The sequence below is a fragment of the Microcoleus sp. FACHB-1515 genome (assembly GCF_014696105.1).
GTDB lineage: Bacteria > Cyanobacteriota > Cyanobacteriia > Elainellales > Elainellaceae > JAAUTJ01.
Map to the genome: position 1 here is coordinate 57,037 of NZ_JACJPO010000019.1, position 14,890 is coordinate 71,926.

The 14,890-nt window shown below is 53.7% G+C and carries 14 protein-coding genes; 11 read left to right on the forward strand and 3 right to left on the reverse strand.

Features of this window, described 5'->3' with window-relative positions:
* The first annotated feature begins 69 nt into the window (after positions 1 to 69).
* The 3 genes from pruA to H6F67_RS05490 all read left to right on the forward strand — a co-directional run bounded on the left by pruA (position 70) and on the right by H6F67_RS05490 (position 3,965).
* Positions 70 to 3,042: an L-glutamate gamma-semialdehyde dehydrogenase gene (gene pruA / locus H6F67_RS05480; protein WP_190764142.1), complete on the forward strand. Its 2,973-nt coding sequence runs from the start codon at positions 70 to 72 to the stop codon at positions 3,040 to 3,042.
* A 63-nt stretch (positions 3,043 to 3,105) separates the two neighbouring features.
* Entirely contained in the window at positions 3,106 to 3,759 is a 654-nt protein-coding gene (locus tag H6F67_RS05485; RefSeq protein ID WP_190764144.1) for a restriction endonuclease subunit R, read from the forward strand.
* Positions 3,759 to 3,965, forward strand: coding sequence for a hypothetical protein (locus H6F67_RS05490; protein WP_190764146.1), 207 nt, complete (start codon positions 3,759 to 3,761; stop codon positions 3,963 to 3,965). The genes H6F67_RS05485 and H6F67_RS05490 overlap by 1 nt, the downstream gene beginning before the upstream one ends.
* Before the next feature lie 76 nt (positions 3,966 to 4,041).
* On the opposite strand, the gene H6F67_RS05495 is transcribed toward H6F67_RS05490, so the two are convergent.
* Positions 4,042 to 4,527 (reverse strand): thioesterase family protein, encoded by a 486-nt coding sequence (locus H6F67_RS05495; protein WP_242020513.1) that lies wholly within the window; start codon positions 4,525 to 4,527, stop codon positions 4,042 to 4,044.
* A gap of 343 nt (positions 4,528 to 4,870) precedes the next feature.
* On the opposite strand from H6F67_RS05495, the gene H6F67_RS05500 reads away from it, so the two are divergent.
* The 4 genes from H6F67_RS05500 (at position 4,871) to H6F67_RS05515 (ending at position 8,024) form a co-directional block, all read left to right on the forward strand.
* The gene (locus H6F67_RS05500; RefSeq protein WP_190764150.1) at positions 4,871 to 5,719 is read left to right on the forward strand and encodes a universal stress protein; all 849 of its coding nucleotides are present in this window, start codon (positions 4,871 to 4,873) and stop codon (positions 5,717 to 5,719) included.
* Positions 5,716 to 6,666 carry a site-specific DNA-methyltransferase gene (locus tag H6F67_RS05505; RefSeq protein WP_190764152.1) on the forward strand — a complete coding sequence of 317 codons (951 nt, stop codon included), beginning with the start codon at positions 5,716 to 5,718 and terminating at the stop codon, positions 6,664 to 6,666. Before H6F67_RS05500 ends, H6F67_RS05505 begins: the two co-directional genes overlap by 4 nt.
* A gap of 415 nt (positions 6,667 to 7,081) precedes the next feature.
* The gene (locus H6F67_RS05510) at positions 7,082 to 7,627 is read left to right on the forward strand and encodes an HNH endonuclease (RefSeq protein WP_190764153.1); all 546 of its coding nucleotides are present in this window, start codon (positions 7,082 to 7,084) and stop codon (positions 7,625 to 7,627) included.
* A 16-nt stretch (positions 7,628 to 7,643) separates the two neighbouring features.
* Complete coding sequence (locus H6F67_RS05515; RefSeq protein ID WP_190764154.1) at positions 7,644 to 8,024, forward strand: alr0857 family protein; 381 nt, start codon at positions 7,644 to 7,646, stop codon at positions 8,022 to 8,024.
* A 287-nt stretch (positions 8,025 to 8,311) separates the two neighbouring features.
* Here the strand turns inward: H6F67_RS05515 and H6F67_RS05520 are convergent, their stop codons facing one another.
* A complete protein-coding gene (locus H6F67_RS05520) occupies positions 8,312 to 9,790 on the reverse strand; it encodes an aminotransferase class I/II-fold pyridoxal phosphate-dependent enzyme (protein WP_190764155.1) in 1,479 nt (492 codons plus the stop codon).
* A gap of 240 nt (positions 9,791 to 10,030) precedes the next feature.
* On the opposite strand from H6F67_RS05520, the gene H6F67_RS05525 reads away from it, so the two are divergent.
* Together H6F67_RS05525 and H6F67_RS05530 are read left to right on the forward strand one after the other, a co-directional pair.
* The gene (locus H6F67_RS05525; protein WP_190764156.1) at positions 10,031 to 10,300 is read left to right on the forward strand and encodes a hypothetical protein; all 270 of its coding nucleotides are present in this window, start codon (positions 10,031 to 10,033) and stop codon (positions 10,298 to 10,300) included.
* A 77-nt stretch (positions 10,301 to 10,377) separates the two neighbouring features.
* Positions 10,378 to 11,136 carry a TSUP family transporter gene (locus tag H6F67_RS05530; protein WP_190764157.1) on the forward strand — a complete coding sequence of 253 codons (759 nt, stop codon included), beginning with the start codon at positions 10,378 to 10,380 and terminating at the stop codon, positions 11,134 to 11,136.
* Positions 11,137 to 11,314: 178 nt separating this feature from the next.
* Here H6F67_RS05530 and H6F67_RS05535 read toward each other — a convergent pair whose 3' ends face one another.
* On the reverse strand, positions 11,315 to 12,502 hold the full coding sequence (locus tag H6F67_RS05535; RefSeq protein ID WP_190764158.1) for an aminotransferase class V-fold PLP-dependent enzyme: 1,188 nt from the start codon (positions 12,500 to 12,502) through the stop codon (positions 11,315 to 11,317).
* A 249-nt stretch (positions 12,503 to 12,751) separates the two neighbouring features.
* On the opposite strand from H6F67_RS05535, the gene H6F67_RS05540 reads away from it, so the two are divergent.
* Together H6F67_RS05540 and H6F67_RS05545 are read left to right on the forward strand one after the other, a co-directional pair.
* Positions 12,752 to 13,306 (forward strand): hypothetical protein, encoded by a 555-nt coding sequence (locus H6F67_RS05540; protein ID WP_190764160.1) that lies wholly within the window; start codon positions 12,752 to 12,754, stop codon positions 13,304 to 13,306.
* 110 nt (positions 13,307 to 13,416) lie between these two features.
* Positions 13,417 to 14,883 (forward strand): TM0106 family RecB-like putative nuclease, encoded by a 1,467-nt coding sequence (locus tag H6F67_RS05545; RefSeq protein ID WP_190764162.1) that lies wholly within the window; start codon positions 13,417 to 13,419, stop codon positions 14,881 to 14,883.
* The last annotated feature ends 7 nt before the right edge of the window (positions 14,884 to 14,890 follow it).

The following is a 14,890-nucleotide window of genomic DNA, read 5'->3' on the forward strand; positions in this document are numbered from 1 at the left end:
ATGCTTTCAAGCAGCAGCAGGCGCGATCGATCGACATGGCCTGACTGCCAAAAAGGGGGAATTTTAGCTGTGGTTTTACAAGTCTCGCAACAAACCTACGAAACGCAAACGCAAGCGATCGCCAAAGAATTATTGGCCGCGACGAAGGAGAAGCGATCGTTTCTCGCTCAAATGCGCGATCAGATGCGCTGGGATGACAAGCTTTTGGCCTGGACGATGAACAATCCGGGCTTGCGCGTCCAGATGTTTCGCTTCATCGATTGCCTGCCCGCCCTGAAAAGTAAGGCTGAGATCGCTCGCCACATGCAGGAATATTTGGGCGATCCCTCGGTGGAACTGCCTGCTGCCATGAAGGGACTGCTGAACTTCACCAATCCCGACTCGATGCCTGGACAGGTCGCTGCAACGACGGTTTCGAGCGCGGTTGAAGCCTTGGCACATAAGTACATCGCGGGCGAAAACATCCAGCAGGTGATCAAGACGATCGAACAGCTACGTCGTCAAAAAATGACCTTTACGGTTGATCTGCTCGGTGAAGCCGTAATCACCGAAGCCGAAGCGCTTTCGTATCTGAATCGCTATCTGGAACTGATGCAGCAGCTAACCGAAGCATCAAAATCCTGGTCGCGTGTGCCGCAAATTGACGATGCGGGCGGGGAATCTTTGCCGAGCGTACAGGTTTCCGTCAAGCTGACGGCGTTCTACTCGCAGTTCGATCCGCTGGATGCGGCAGGCAGTGAAGAGCGGGTGAGCGATCGCATCCGCACCCTGCTTCGTCGCGCTCGTGAACTGGGTGCTGCCGTGCATTTCGACATGGAGCAGTACGCCTACAAAGACATTACGATCGCCATCCTCAAGAAAATCTTGACCGAGCCGGAGTTTCGCGATCGCACCGATATCGGCGTGACGCTGCAAGCCTATTTGAAAGATACCGAAGCCGATTTGCGCGGCTGGATCGACTGGGCAAAACAGCGCGGCGTGCCGATCACGATTCGACTGGTGAAAGGTGCGTATTGGGATCAAGAAACGATCAAGGCGATTCAAAAAGATTGGGAACTTCCGGTTTTTTCGGAAAAATCCTCGACCGATGCCAACTTCGAGCGGCTAACCGAAATTCTGCTGGAGAACAACGAATATCTGTATGCGGCGATCGGGTCGCACAACGTCCGGTCACACGCCCACGCGATCGCCATTGCCGAAACGCTCAACATTCCGCGCCGCCGCTTTGAACTGCAAGTGCTGTACGGCATGGGCGATAAGTTGGCGAGAGCGCTGGTCGATCGCGGCTATCGTGTCCGAGTTTACTGTCCGTATGGCGAACTGATTCCGGGAATGTCCTACCTGATTCGCCGCCTGCTGGAAAATACGGCCAACAGTTCGTTCTTGAAGCAAAATCTGGAAGACCGACCGATCGATGAACTCCTCGCCCCGCCCGTGATGGAATCGGAAGAATTGAAAATCAAAAATCATTCGGAATTTCACAACGCTGCCGATACGGATTACGCCGTGTTGGAAGTTCGCGATCGCGCTCTTGCCGCCTTTCAAACCGTTCGTGATCAGTTGGGTAAAACCTACCGTCCGCTGATCAATGGCGAATCGGTGAATACCGTCGAGACGATCGATTCGGTCAATCCTTCTAATTTCAGTGAAGTCGTCGGGCGAATTGGGCTGATTAGCGTTGAGCAGGCGGATGAGGCGATCGCCGCCGCAAAAGCTGCCTTCCCCGCTTGGCGAGATACTCCGGCCACAGAAAGGGCAAACGTGCTGCGTCGTACAGCCGAAATCATGGAAGAGCGGCGGGCGGAACTGTGCGCTTGGATTGTGCTGGAAGTCGGGAAGCCGTTGAAGGAAGCGGATGGGGAAGTGTCGGAGGCGATCGACTTTTGCAACTATTACGCGGACGAGATGGAACGGCTCGATCGAGGTCACGCCTACGATTTGCCGGGAGAAACGAACCGCTACCGCTACTATCCGCGTGGCGTTGCGGTTGTGATTTCCCCCTGGAATTTCCCCTTAGCAATTCCCCTAGGCATGACCGTCGCCTCGCTGGTGACGGGCAACTGTACGCTGTTGAAACCTGCGGAAACTTCGTCCGTCATTGCCGCGAAAATTGCCGAAATTCTGGTTGCGGCAGGCATTCCCAAAGGCGTGTTTCAGTTCGTTCCCGGCTGGGGTCACACCGTTGGAGCGCACATGGTCAAGCATCCGGACGTTCACATGATCACGTTCACGGGTTCGCAAGAAGTCGGCTGTCGCATTTATGCCGAAGCTGCGATTTTGCAACCGGGACAGAAGCACCTCAAGCGCGTCGTGGCCGAGATGGGCGGCAAAAATGCGATCGTCGTCGATGAAAGTGCCGATCTCGATCAGGCCGTTCAAGGCGTCGTACAGTCGGCTTTTGGCTACAGCGGCCAAAAATGTTCCGCCTGCTCTCGCGTGATCGTGCTAGAGCCAATCTACGAAGCGTTCGTGGCACGACTGGTGGAGGCAGCGCGATCGCTCAACGTCGGAGAAGCCGACAATCCCAGTACGCAAATTGGTCCCGTGATCGATGGTGACGCCCAAGCCCGCATCCGTGAATTCATCGCCAAAGGCAAAGCTGAAGCGACCTGTGCGATCGAAATTCCCGTTGCCGATCACGGCTACTACGTTGAACCGACGATCTTTACGGATGTGCCGCCAGATGCCGCGATCGCCCAGCAGGAAATCTTTGGTCCCGTTCTTTCGGTGATGCGGGCGAAGAATTTTGACGAAGCGATCGCGCTTGCCAACAGAACGCCCTTTGCTCTGACAGGCGGATTGTTCTCGCGCACCCCGTCCCACATCGATCGGGCGCAAGCGGAGTTTGAAGTCGGAAACTTGTATATCAACCGGGGAATTACGGGGGCGATCGTCGCTCGTCAGCCGTTCGGTGGCTTCAAGCTGTCGGGCGTCGGCTCGAAGGCAGGTGGTCCCGACTATCTGCTGCAATTCCTTGAACCGCGTGTCGTGACGGAAAACGTGCAGCGTCAGGGCTTCGCGCCGATCGAAGGCGTCGAATAGTCGTAATTGAGGGTGGGGCGACCTACCCTCAATTGAAATTTTGTTGGGTTCGATCGAATTGCCATGTCAACCACGCTCAACGCTCGAAATTTAACGCTTGCAGATGTGCATCGACTGCTGAATTTTCAAATGCAGACGGATGGAAAATTGACATCTGAATTGTCTTTAGAACCACTGACTGAGGCAGAACAGCAGGAATTGATTTGCATTCGCGATGACTTTCAGCCTTACATTGCTGCCGGAAAAATGTCTGAAGGCATTGTCAAAGCGCTAACGGTTTTTCCGCTATTGCGGCTGGCTGGATTCTATCGTTCTCCGATTCAACTGAGCATTGAAGAAGGAATCGATGCTATTTGCATTGACACTGAAGATACAAAAGTGACAGGCCGGATGGACATTTTGGCGATTAATCATGTTGAAAGAACCAGTCCGCTATTTTGGATTCTTGTGATTGAAGCCAAAGAAGGACTATCAAACGTATGGGCAGGATTGCCGCAACTACTTACCTACACTTACAAAAGCCTTGATCATCAATCTTCCGTTTGGGGACTGGCAACCAATGGATTAAACTATCAATTTGTTCAAGTTCAAGCGGGAAATCCTGCGATCTATCGACTGATGCCACTGCTCAATTTGATTGAATCAGACCATCTTTTGCAGCTACTTCAAGTTCTCAAAGCAATCCACAATCTGAACTTTTCGACAGGTGATTCGTAATGGAACTGGTCTTGCTCCTCGGCGCGATCGTCATCACCGCGATCGTCTTCTCCTTCCTCGTCAAAGTTGTGCGAGCCGCGATCGGAACCGCGATTATGATCGCCGCGATCGTCCTCATCCTGCAAATCCTCGGAATTGGCACGGGCGACCTGTGGCAAGCCGTCAGCAGCCTGTGGCAAAGTTTGCGGAATGCGATCGGATGGTAGAGGTCGGGCGGCGGGCGGCGGCCACCCCCGTAGAGACGCGAGATCTCGCGTCTCCTCCCTCCCCAAAAATTCGCGTCTAACCTCGATCGCCCCCACCCGCCAGCCGCGCTAAGGCATCCTTCACAGCAGACGGCAACTGCCGCATAATCTTCCCCTTCTCCCGATCGATCGCCACCAATGTCACCTGCGCCGTAATGTAAAGCTCCTGGGCATCCGGCGACTGAATCTGATAGTCCCAAACGATCCGCACCCCTTCACTCTGCGTCATCCGCGTCTTCACGATCGCCGCCATCCCCATTTGAACCGGACGATGATAGCGAATCGACAGTTCAACCACAGGCAACTCACAGCCAAGCGCGACCAAATCCACAAAGCTGACGCCGATCGATCGCAAACATTCCATCCGCGCCTCTTCCATCCAGGCCACGTATGTACCATGCCAAACAACTCCGGCATAGTCGGTGTGATGCGGCTGAGCGCGAACCGGATATTCAAACCAAGACTCGCTCAACAGGGTCGGAAGATTTTGAATTGCTTCAGTGGGGGGAAGTTGGGGTTGCATCGATCGCGCCTCCATCGCGTAAAACTCAAGAGCAGTTTCTAAATTAATCTTTACACAACTAAATTCATATTTCTTCAGAAACAAACCTGATGTTTCTCAGTTTATTTTACACATTCAATTTTACGAACTGTTTCGCCGTAAAGATGAATGTTGAACCCGCCGATCGACCAGCAAATTCAACGTATAATTTCTCAGTGTAAGGATTGATTGAAAACTGCAATTGTTGAAGTGATTAACGTAAAGAATCATGAACAACAGTTGCGATTTTGTTTGGGCGATCGTCCAAGCAAAACATTAATTTCCAAATCCATCGCTGACGCCCAAACAAAGCAGTGAGACAAAGATGATAGAAAAAATTTTGGTGGCAGTTGCCGGAGCCGGACAAGCTGAGCAAATGCTCAAAGCCCTAATGGAAATTCCCTCCATTGCTCAAGCCCACGTGACGATTTTACACGTCGTTCCTTCACAAGTTTCGGCCACCGCAATGGCGCAGAAATTAGAAGAAGGCGGCAAAATCATGGCAACCGCGATCGAAACCCTGGCACTCGATCCAAATCGATCGACCGCCATGCTGCGCGAAGGCGACCCCAAAGATATCGTCTGCCGCGTTGCCGAAGAAATCGACGCCGACCTGATCATCATGGGTTCACGCGGCCTCAAGCGCCTGCAATCAATTCTAGAAAATTCCGTCAGCCAGTACGTGTTTCAGCTTGCCTCACGCCCCATGCTGCTGGTCAAAGATGACATCTACGTCAAAAAAATTAACCGAATCATGGTGGCGATGGACAAATCTGAATCGGCACAGGAAGCGCTGAAACTGGCGATCGCTTTCTTACGCGACATCAAAGGCGGCGAACTCGTCTTGGTGCACACCAACCCTGAGATGAAGCAAAAAGCCGGAGAAATTCCCACCGATCCTAACCAAGATCCCGTTCTGATTCCTGCCGCGACGGAAGCCAAAAAGCAAGGCATCAAGTACAAATGCATCGCCCCGACTGGAAAACCCGGTGAGCGCATCTGTCAGGTGGCCGAAGAAATGAACGTCGATTTGCTGATGCTTGGTTCGCCCGAACGCCGCCCGACCGTCGCGAGAGGACTGCCGGATCTCGATCGCCTGCTTGGACAATCGCTCTCTGACTACGTGCGCGTTTATGCAAACTGTCCCGTCATGCTGGTGAGGAACGAAGCGTGACGCACGAGGAGTCAGAGCCACCCAAAGCACTGGCTCCCCGCAATCGCACCGTTCAGCTTAGCGAAACGGAACGCCAGCACTATCGATCGCGCCTGCTCCACCTCGATCGCCCTGCCGAAGTCGAAGAACTGCTCGATCGCACGATCTGTCAGGATTTATTTACCGTTCTCGATCAACTGCCCACGAATTTCGTCGATCTGCTCTTTCTCGATCCGCCCTACAACCTCAACAAGCTTTTCCATCAGCAGCAGGTGAAGCGGCGATCGCTCTCCGACTATGCAGACTGGCTCGATTCCTGGCTTTCTCGCCTGCTGCCCTGCCTGAAACCAACCGCCTCCATTTATCTTTGTGGCGACTGGCAATCTTCACCCGCCTTGTATGAAGTTGCCAGTCGCTATTTTTTTGTTCGCAACCGGATTACCTGGGAGCGCGAAAAAGGTCGGGGTGCGCGATCGAACTGGAAAAATTGTTCTGAGGATATTTGGTTTTGCACGGTTTCTCAAGAATATGATTTCGACGCTGAAGCGGTTCGCTTGTGTCGTCGCGTTCGTGCGCCCTACACCGATGCCGCAGGTGAACCAAAAGACTGGCAGCGCAGCGATCGCGGTAACTTCCGTCTCACCGCCGCCTCAAACCTGTGGACAGACCTGACTGTGCCGTTCTGGTCGATGCCCGAAAATACGAATCACCCGACGCAAAAGCCGGAGAAGCTGCTGGCAAAAATTATTCTGGCAAGCTGCCCGATCGCAGGCGTTGTTCTCGATCCATTCTTGGGATCGGGAACCACTTCAGTTGTGGCAAAAAAGCTCGATCGCCACTTTGTCGGCATTGAAATTGAAGAATATTACGCCTGTCTTGCCGAAAAGCGGCTGGAAATTGCTGTAGACCATCGACAGATTCAAGGCTGGCGCGATCGCGTTTTCTGGGAACGCAACAGCCACCCTTGAAGCGCGATCGAAATCTTGACGATGAAATTGAAAAAAGACTGGACAACCGATACTACAGCGTGTAGTATCGTAAACAAGATAAATTCTCAGACATTCTCGCCTCAAAGGGTTTCGCCTTCAATGACACGCACCCTCTTCCACCTCTGCCTCAGCGATCGGCCAAGCCAGCCCCTCACGGGTTGGTATTTACCGACGCTGTTTGTCGTGGGTGAAGGGCGTGGTTTTGCGATGCCCAATCATTCAATTGGCGCGATCGCCCTGCGGTCAGAGGCCATCAAAGATAGCGATCGATCAACTCAAAGCGGAAGGTGTAGGTTCGCTACACCCACATAGGCAACCCAGCCGCCCGAAGCTGCCTGCCCCCGCTTTTGAAGTATCAAAAAGCGGGGGCAAATTTTTTTAGGAGCTTTCTTCCATGCAAGTGCAACAGCCAGTGCAAGCGCAACCCAGTCAAATCGCCGTGCTGCAAAACTCAGTGGTGGTGTTCTCCAAGAACTATTTGCCGCTGGCGCGAATCAACATCAAGCGAGCGATCGCCCTGCTCGTGACGGGACAAGCCGAATCGCTCGACAGCAGCACGAAGCACTGGCCGATTCGCTCTCCCAGTCAGGTCTACTACGTTTCCGAGCATATCCGGCTGACGGGCAGCAATCCAGAGCGCCTGTGGAAAGTGCCGCCCGTCAACCGCCGCGAAGTGCTGCGCCGCGACAACCACACCTGTCAATACTGCGGCAGCACCAAGCACCTGACGCTCGATCACGTGATTCCGCGATCGAAAGGCGGAACCCACACCTGGGACAACGTGGTGACAGCCTGCACGACCTGTAACGGCAAAAAGGGCGATCGCTGGCTGCAAGACACAGGCATGACGCTGAAAGCCAAGCCCAAAGCACCGATGCATCCGGCTGTTGCCTTTGCCGAAATGTTCTGGGCGCAGCAAGACGAATCAGTTAAGACTTGAAAGGAGGCGAGTTCTGATGTTGAAGCTGAACTACACCGAGTCGGATTTGTACCTGGAGCGGATCGCCGCGCCGATCGAAGTGATGGTCGCTCAGCGCGTTTTGCTGGCACTGCGGGCGGGTCAAACTCTGCATGTCCAAGCGGGTCGAGCCTCGTTCTTGATTGCGGCAGATGCGCCCGGACTCGATCAGCTTGAAGTGCTGCTGCGTCAAGAAGCGCAAGCGAGCTTGTCGCCCGTTGACGAGCAGTTCATGGAAATCTGCGTTCAGGGAAGCTGGATCGCGGAAACTGCCGATTCGGATGAAGGCACGTTCATTGCCGCTTTGGGCGATCGCGCTGAATTCCTAGTCTACAAGCTGTGGCAGGCTACTCAGCCGCAAGCGTCCTACCTTGCGTAGTGCCGAGCGTCCGTAGGGGCATGACAGGTCGTGCCCCTTGCAGGTCAAGAGTAGACTCGTCAACACACCCGAAAAATATCAGCCTCACTCGTTGACCCGAAGGAAAAAACGGATGAGGCTGGAGACGCAGTTAGGAGGTATCTTGCAGACTAACTTAGCTGGAGAAGGCTGCAAAAACGACAGCCTTAACAAGTTCTTAAGCTTATCGGAGAAAAATCGCGATTTTTTGCTAAAGCTGTTACTTTTCTTGAGCAAATTTCCAGCTTTACTAGCTGATTTTCACTTTTTCAGGAGCAGCGCTTCATGCGCGTCTTGAGCAGGTCGCCCAAGATGCGGATGCCCTGCTCGATCGCTTCGGGAGACTGCGAAAAATTCAGCCGTAAAGCCGGATAGCCTTGCTGATTCGGGAAGAAGGTCGATCCGGGAACGATAAAGACTTTTTGCAGCGCGGCGGCATGACAAATCGCCTGCATGGGCAGACCCTCCGGCAGCGTCACCCACAGAAACAAGCCGCCATTCGGAACCGTCCAGGTTGCTTCTTGGGGAAAATAGCGCTCTAGCGCTTTCAGCATTGTGTTTCGATTCGTCAGGTTTTGCGTCCGCAACTGATTGAGATAGCGGCGATAGTGTCCGGTTGCTAGATATTCGCTGACGATCGCCTGCGACACGGTAGACACGCATAAATCACTGAGCAGCTTTCGTTCCAGCAATGCCTGATACGCCGTGCCCGTCACGACCATGTAGCCAACGCGCAATCCGGGCATCAGCGTTTTCGAGAAAGTGCCGAGGTAGATGACGCGGCCAGCTTTGCTGATCCCGGTGGGATCGCTGCGGTCGATCGCTTTAATCGGCGGCGGTACGGCCTCAAAGCTGAGTCCTTCATAGGCGTTGTCTTCCAGCACGACGCAATCGTATTGTTCGGCCAGTGCCAAAAGCTGCTGGCGGTGCGGCTGTGAGGTGGTGATTCCGGTTGGATTGTGCAGCGTGCTGATCGTATAGATCAGCTTGGGGCGATGGCTGCGTAAATACTGTTCCAACAGCATCAAATTCATGCCGTCGGGTGTCATCGGAATGCCAATCACTCGTGCGCCAATGCCTTGCAGAACCGCGAGTGCGCCGTGATAGTTCGGAGATTCGACGATCGCCCAGTCTCCCGGCTTCAGATAGTGCTGCATTGTCAGCGACAGCCCTTGCATCGAGCCGTTTGTGACGATTAGTTCTTCCGGCGAAACTTCCAGCCCTTTGTGCAGCAGCAGTTGGGCGATTTGCTTTCGCAGGCCGATTTGTCCTTGCGGAAAGTCATAGCGAAACAGTTCATCGCCCACGCCTTTGACTGCCCGTCGCGCAATGCGCTGGAGGTCTTCGACTGCGCCAATCATCGGAAAACCAGAGGCGAAATTAATCACATCCTCCTGCAAATTGGCATGACCCACAGCGGTACAAATCTCGAAATACGACATCTCCCTGGTTTCGGGAATGATCACTTCCTGACGCGGTGCAAACGTAGCCGGAACGGGCGTTTCGATCGACTGCTCGTAGACGAAATATCCGGCTCCCGGACGCGCATAAATCAAGCCGTCCGCCTCCAACATGCTGTAGGCTTCGATCACGGTCAGCTTGTTGACCTGCGTGGCTTCGGCAAGGGCGCGAATTGAGGGAAGTCGATCGCCTGCCTGCAATTTTTCAGCTTCAATCAGGTGGCGAATGCGGTTGCGAATTTGCAGATAAACTGGCTCGGACGATCGGCGATCGAGAATGATTTTCACGGCACAATTTCCCCTGTGCAACGTCAAGATGCATCGCTTCAAATTGCCCGCAATGCATCGCTATTGGGCACTATACGCGATCTTACAATCTTTCACCTGGTACAGTTTTCTTCAGTTCTACCAGTACAGTTTCTCAATGCAAAAACTGTACCAGTTAAATTTAATTTTTTTGTACCTTTGCAGCCGAAAATCGATCGCGCATAGTGAAGCTACACCACCGTTTGAAGAGGATTCTTCACGATGAAAGCTTTTCCAATCACCGCTTCAACTTCCAAAGAATATCGCAGACTTGAAGGATTGACGCGCTTTTCAACTGCCCAAATCCTGCTACAAAATCTTTGGCGATCGCTTGTCTTAAATCTCACTCGCGGCGCAGAAATTCAAATTTGGAAAGTCAAAACGCGATCGGGTTTTGCTTGGCGCGTTTATGATCCGCACACAAATTCTGTGATGGGATTTAGCTCAGAAGCAGAAGTGCGATCGTGGATTGAAAGTCGCTATTCCCGCTGATTTCTTCTATCACAAGCAAGATTGCAATTCGATGTGAAATCTTCAATTATAGAAAAGCAATTTGCTTGTGGTTTGCGATGGATTGGACGTTTTTAATCGGAATTTTTGCCGCAGGTATGCTGGCTGGATTTGTGGATGCGATCGCAGGCGGCGGCGGTTTAATTCTACTTCCCGCCGTTCTGCTCAGCGGTCTACCCGTCGGAGCCGCAGTCGCCACAAACAAGCTGTGCGGTACATTTGGAGCGCTCACCAGTTCGCTCAGATTCGCTCAAGCGAAACAGGTGAATCTAACGGCCTGTTTGTGGATGGGAATTCCCGCTGCGATCGGTGCGTTTTTAGGCAGTCAGTCGATCGGCTTTTTGCCGAAACAGTGGGCAGAACCGATCGTGATTCTGCTGATGATCGGCATCACGATTTTTGTGCTTGTCAAACCGGAATTTGGTCAAGCAAACAGTGAGGTGAAGTTCGATCGCCCGCAACAATTCAAGCTGGCATTTTGGGGATTGGCGATCGGATTTCACGACGGATTTTTTGGACCAGGAACCGGAACGTTTTTAGTATTTGCCTTGGTTTCGATCGGTTCGCTCAATTTCTTGCAGGGAACTGGAACCGCCAAAGTAATCAATTTCATCACCAACATTACTGCCCTGATTGCATTTTTACTGATGGGAAGCGTCAATTTTGCGATCGGTCTATCGGGCGCAGCAGGCTCGATTATTGGCTCTTATTTGGGTGCTTCGGTTGCCACCCAAAGAGGCGCAAAAATTATCAAGCCGCTATTTCTAACTGTGACTTCCGTTCTGGTTGGCAAACTGATTTGGAACTACGTTGATTGACCGAGATCTTGCACCTGTTGCAACACAGCCCTGAAATCAATTTCGGGCTGAAAGCACAAACCCGTTGAAACGGGTTAAAACCTTAACGCAGCCTGGTTTTCAGTCAGTTTCAACTGACTTTCGTTGTTAGCCCAAATTTCAATTTAGGGCGGGTCATGCCACAGGTGCAAAATCTCAGTTATCGGATTACATTCGCGATCGCGGCTGCCAATCGATCGATTTCCGATTCCAGTGTCAAATAGTGGACGCAGGCGCGAATGCAGTCCGGGTCGAGAATGGTGCGGACGAAAATTTGCTGCTGCTCTAGCGCTTGGACGATCGCCGCATGTGCCTGTCCGGTCGTCACCTGAAAGGAAATCAGTCCCGCTTCCGGCGGTGCAGCGCGGAGACAGCGAATCTGCGGAACTTCGCAAAGCTGCTGCCAAAGCTGTTTGCTCAAGCTGCGGATGCGATCGAAGCGATCGGCCTGCGTGCCCCATTCGTTTTGAACCGCGATCGCCGCACACAAAGCGCCGTACAGCGTAAAGTCAGACGTGGCAATTTCGTAGCGTCGGCCATCGGGTCGCCATGCGCTCGGCTGTCCGCGATCGTCATACACAATGCCGCGCCAGCCGATGAACGTCGGACTCAAGCTTTCCCTCGTTTCGGGTCGCACGTACAGTCCGCCCACGCCTGCCGCGCCGCCCCACCATTTATGTCCGGTGAACGCATAGAAATCAACGTTCAGTTCGGCCAGATTCAAGGGCAGAACGCCGATCGACTGCGCGGCATCCACCAAAACGCGAATCGGCTGACGGCTGGCGAACTGCTGACAGGCGGCGACCATTTCAGCCAGCGGCAAGACTTGGCCTGTGTTCCACAGAATGTGGCTGACGACAAACAGGCGCGTGTTGGGTCGCAAGTGCTGAGTGACGATCGCAACCGGATCGCCTTCATTCAACGTTTCGCGCAATGGACAGACCGAGACTTCGATCGCAAATCGGCGCTGAATCTCTTGAATCGCCGCAATAATGCCCGGATGCTCGCAATCCGAAACCAGCAGATGATCGCCCGCCTGCCAGTCGATGCCCCACAGCCCGATGTTGCAGCCAACCGAGACATCTTCCGTCAGCGTAATTGTGCTGGGATCGACTTGCAGTTCAGCGGCGATCGCACTGCGGGCGCGATCGGCTTCCCGCATCATCCAGGCATTCACCTGCCCGGAAAATGGTCCTTGCTGCTGCGCCTGATTGTGTGCCTGCAAGATGGCATCGATCGCGGCTTGCGGCATCGGCCCCTGTCCGCCGTAGTTGAAGTAAGCTTTGTTGGCAAGCGCGGGAAACTGCTGGCGATGAAGGGCGAGTTGCGGAGAGGAAGCGATCGTCATGGTGGAAAGGCGAAACTTTTTGGAATTGTATCAATCCTCGTTTGAAGTGCTGCGATCGAACGTGAATCGCTGTGGTGGGAATGCCGTGTCAAGTTCCGGCTCAAAGCTTAAACTCATTGAAATGAGCTGAGTGCGATCGCTTGAAGTTCGTTTCAACTGACTTGAGCTTTTAGCCAAGAAATTGATTTCCTGGTTTGATTTCCTGGTTTTAGGTACGCAGTTCCCAATCAAAGGGAAGGGGATCGATCGATGCTGAAAACGGTACTGGTTGGATTGGCCTTGGGGCTGGTGGCAGATGCAGCTTGGGCGCAGGTGCAGACTGTGCCGCTGGCGATCGTCTCCACCACCCGACCTCCCAGCATCCGCACCATTCGCGAAGTGGGCGGCTATCCACAACGGTTCAGCTACACCGTTGGCAGTGGCGCACTCATTCTCAATGCCGCCAATCAGGTGACGGGCTACTACTTCACGATGAACGATCTTGAAGCCAGAACTGCCTACACCTATGGCTTGTTTAGCAGTCACAATCAGGGGGTGCCAACAAGCTGTGAAGGCGCAAGAAATCTCACCCAGCGCGAATCCGCAGGTGAACTGCTGCTCGACCTGAGCGAAACCGCACCGCTGACAGCTTCTAATCGCGGCGTGGCGTTTATTGGCTCGATCGATCGCCCCATCACGTTGTCTGAGCCGATTCCGCTGGAATCGATCGGCTATCTCTACATTCAGCCTGTCCCTGAAGCCGCGCTCACATCCAGCGAATTTTGTGCGAATGTGCGATTGAATCCGGGCGGATATGCACGTTAGCGTTCAAAAGTGAACAATTTTTGCCAGAATTTAAACAAGTTCGTTGTTCGCACTCAACGTTCGCACTCAACAGTCGGTTACTGACTTGTTCCTCTTCGCAGCGTGATCGAATGTGGCTGACTGATGAACTGTTCTTCAATTTTCAGCGATGTCGTCGTCGGGCGTTTCTCGATCGCTTTGGGGACGAAACGCAGCGCGACCCGCCGAGCGACTATGTGCTGAAGCTCCGGCAAGACAGTCTTGCCCATCGACGCACGATTCTGGCTGACGCGATCGCGCAGTTCCAACCTGTCTACCCCAAAGGCGACTGGAACGCCGGAGCAGCGGCGACGCTCGACCTGATGCGGCAGGGCGTCGATCGCATCACCAAAGGCGTTCTGCTGCTGCCGATCGATGGCGGCATCACCTTAGTAAGCTGCCCGGATCTGCTTGTGCGTCAGTCGGGAAACTCGATTTTGGGCGACTGGCACTATGCGCCGATCGACATTCGACTCGGCAAACGCCCAAAGCTCGACTATCAGCTAACGGCTGCTTTCCACGCTTTCGTTCTCGCTGGCGTACAGCGCACCTGGTCAAAAACCTGGTTGATTTTGCGACAGCGCGGCCAATATGCGGTGAATCTGACGGAAATGCTGCCGCGCATGGAAGATGTTTTGCAAGCCTGCGTCGAACTGCTGCAAACTCAGCAAGAACCCGAAGTTTTCATCGCCAACAATCGCTGCGATCTTTGTCCCTGGCTGGGTCACTGCTACGAAATTGCCCAGCAGCAAAATCATTTGTCCCTGCTTCCGGGTGTAACACCGAGCCGCTATGTGCAGCTTCAGGCGATCGAACTGCTGACGGTGGAAGCCTTAGCGATCGCTCGTCCCAAACAGCTTGAATCGCTGCCCGGATTTGGCATTCACGTGGCCGATCGACTGGTTCGCCAAGCGCAATCGCAACTGCAAAACCGCGCCCTGCCAATCTACACTGCTCCCTCACACATTCTGCTGACTGAAACCGAACTGCCGACCGCCCCGATCGAGCTTTACTACGACATTGAATCCGCACCGGATCACAATTTGGCGTATCTGCACGGCGTTTTGGTAGTCGATCGCATCGCGCAAACTGAAACCTTTCACGCACTTTGGGCGGATGATGAAGCATCCGAGGCGATCGTGTGGCAGCAGTTCCTCGCCCTTGTCACTCAGTATGGCAACGCGCCAATCTTCCACTTTTGCCCGTATGAAGTGCAAACCGTGCAGCGTCTAGCTGCTGCTTTCGGAACGCCTGCCATGCAGATTGAACCTTTGCTCGATCGCTTCGTCGATCTGCACGAGCGGGTGACTCGCGTTGCCACGCTGCCTGTGGAAAGCTATGCGCTCAAGCCGATCGCCCGCTGGCTGAATTTTGACTGGCGCGATGCGGATGCCAGCGGCGCACAATCGATCTACTGGTACGCGCAGTGGCGATCGACGGGCGATCCGTTTTTCCTCAATGCCATCTTGCGCTACAACGAAGACGACTGCCGCGCTACGCGCCACGTCAAAGATTGGCTCGTCCAGTTTGCTCGCCCGGAACTGTCGCAGATTTCTTGAGCCGCCC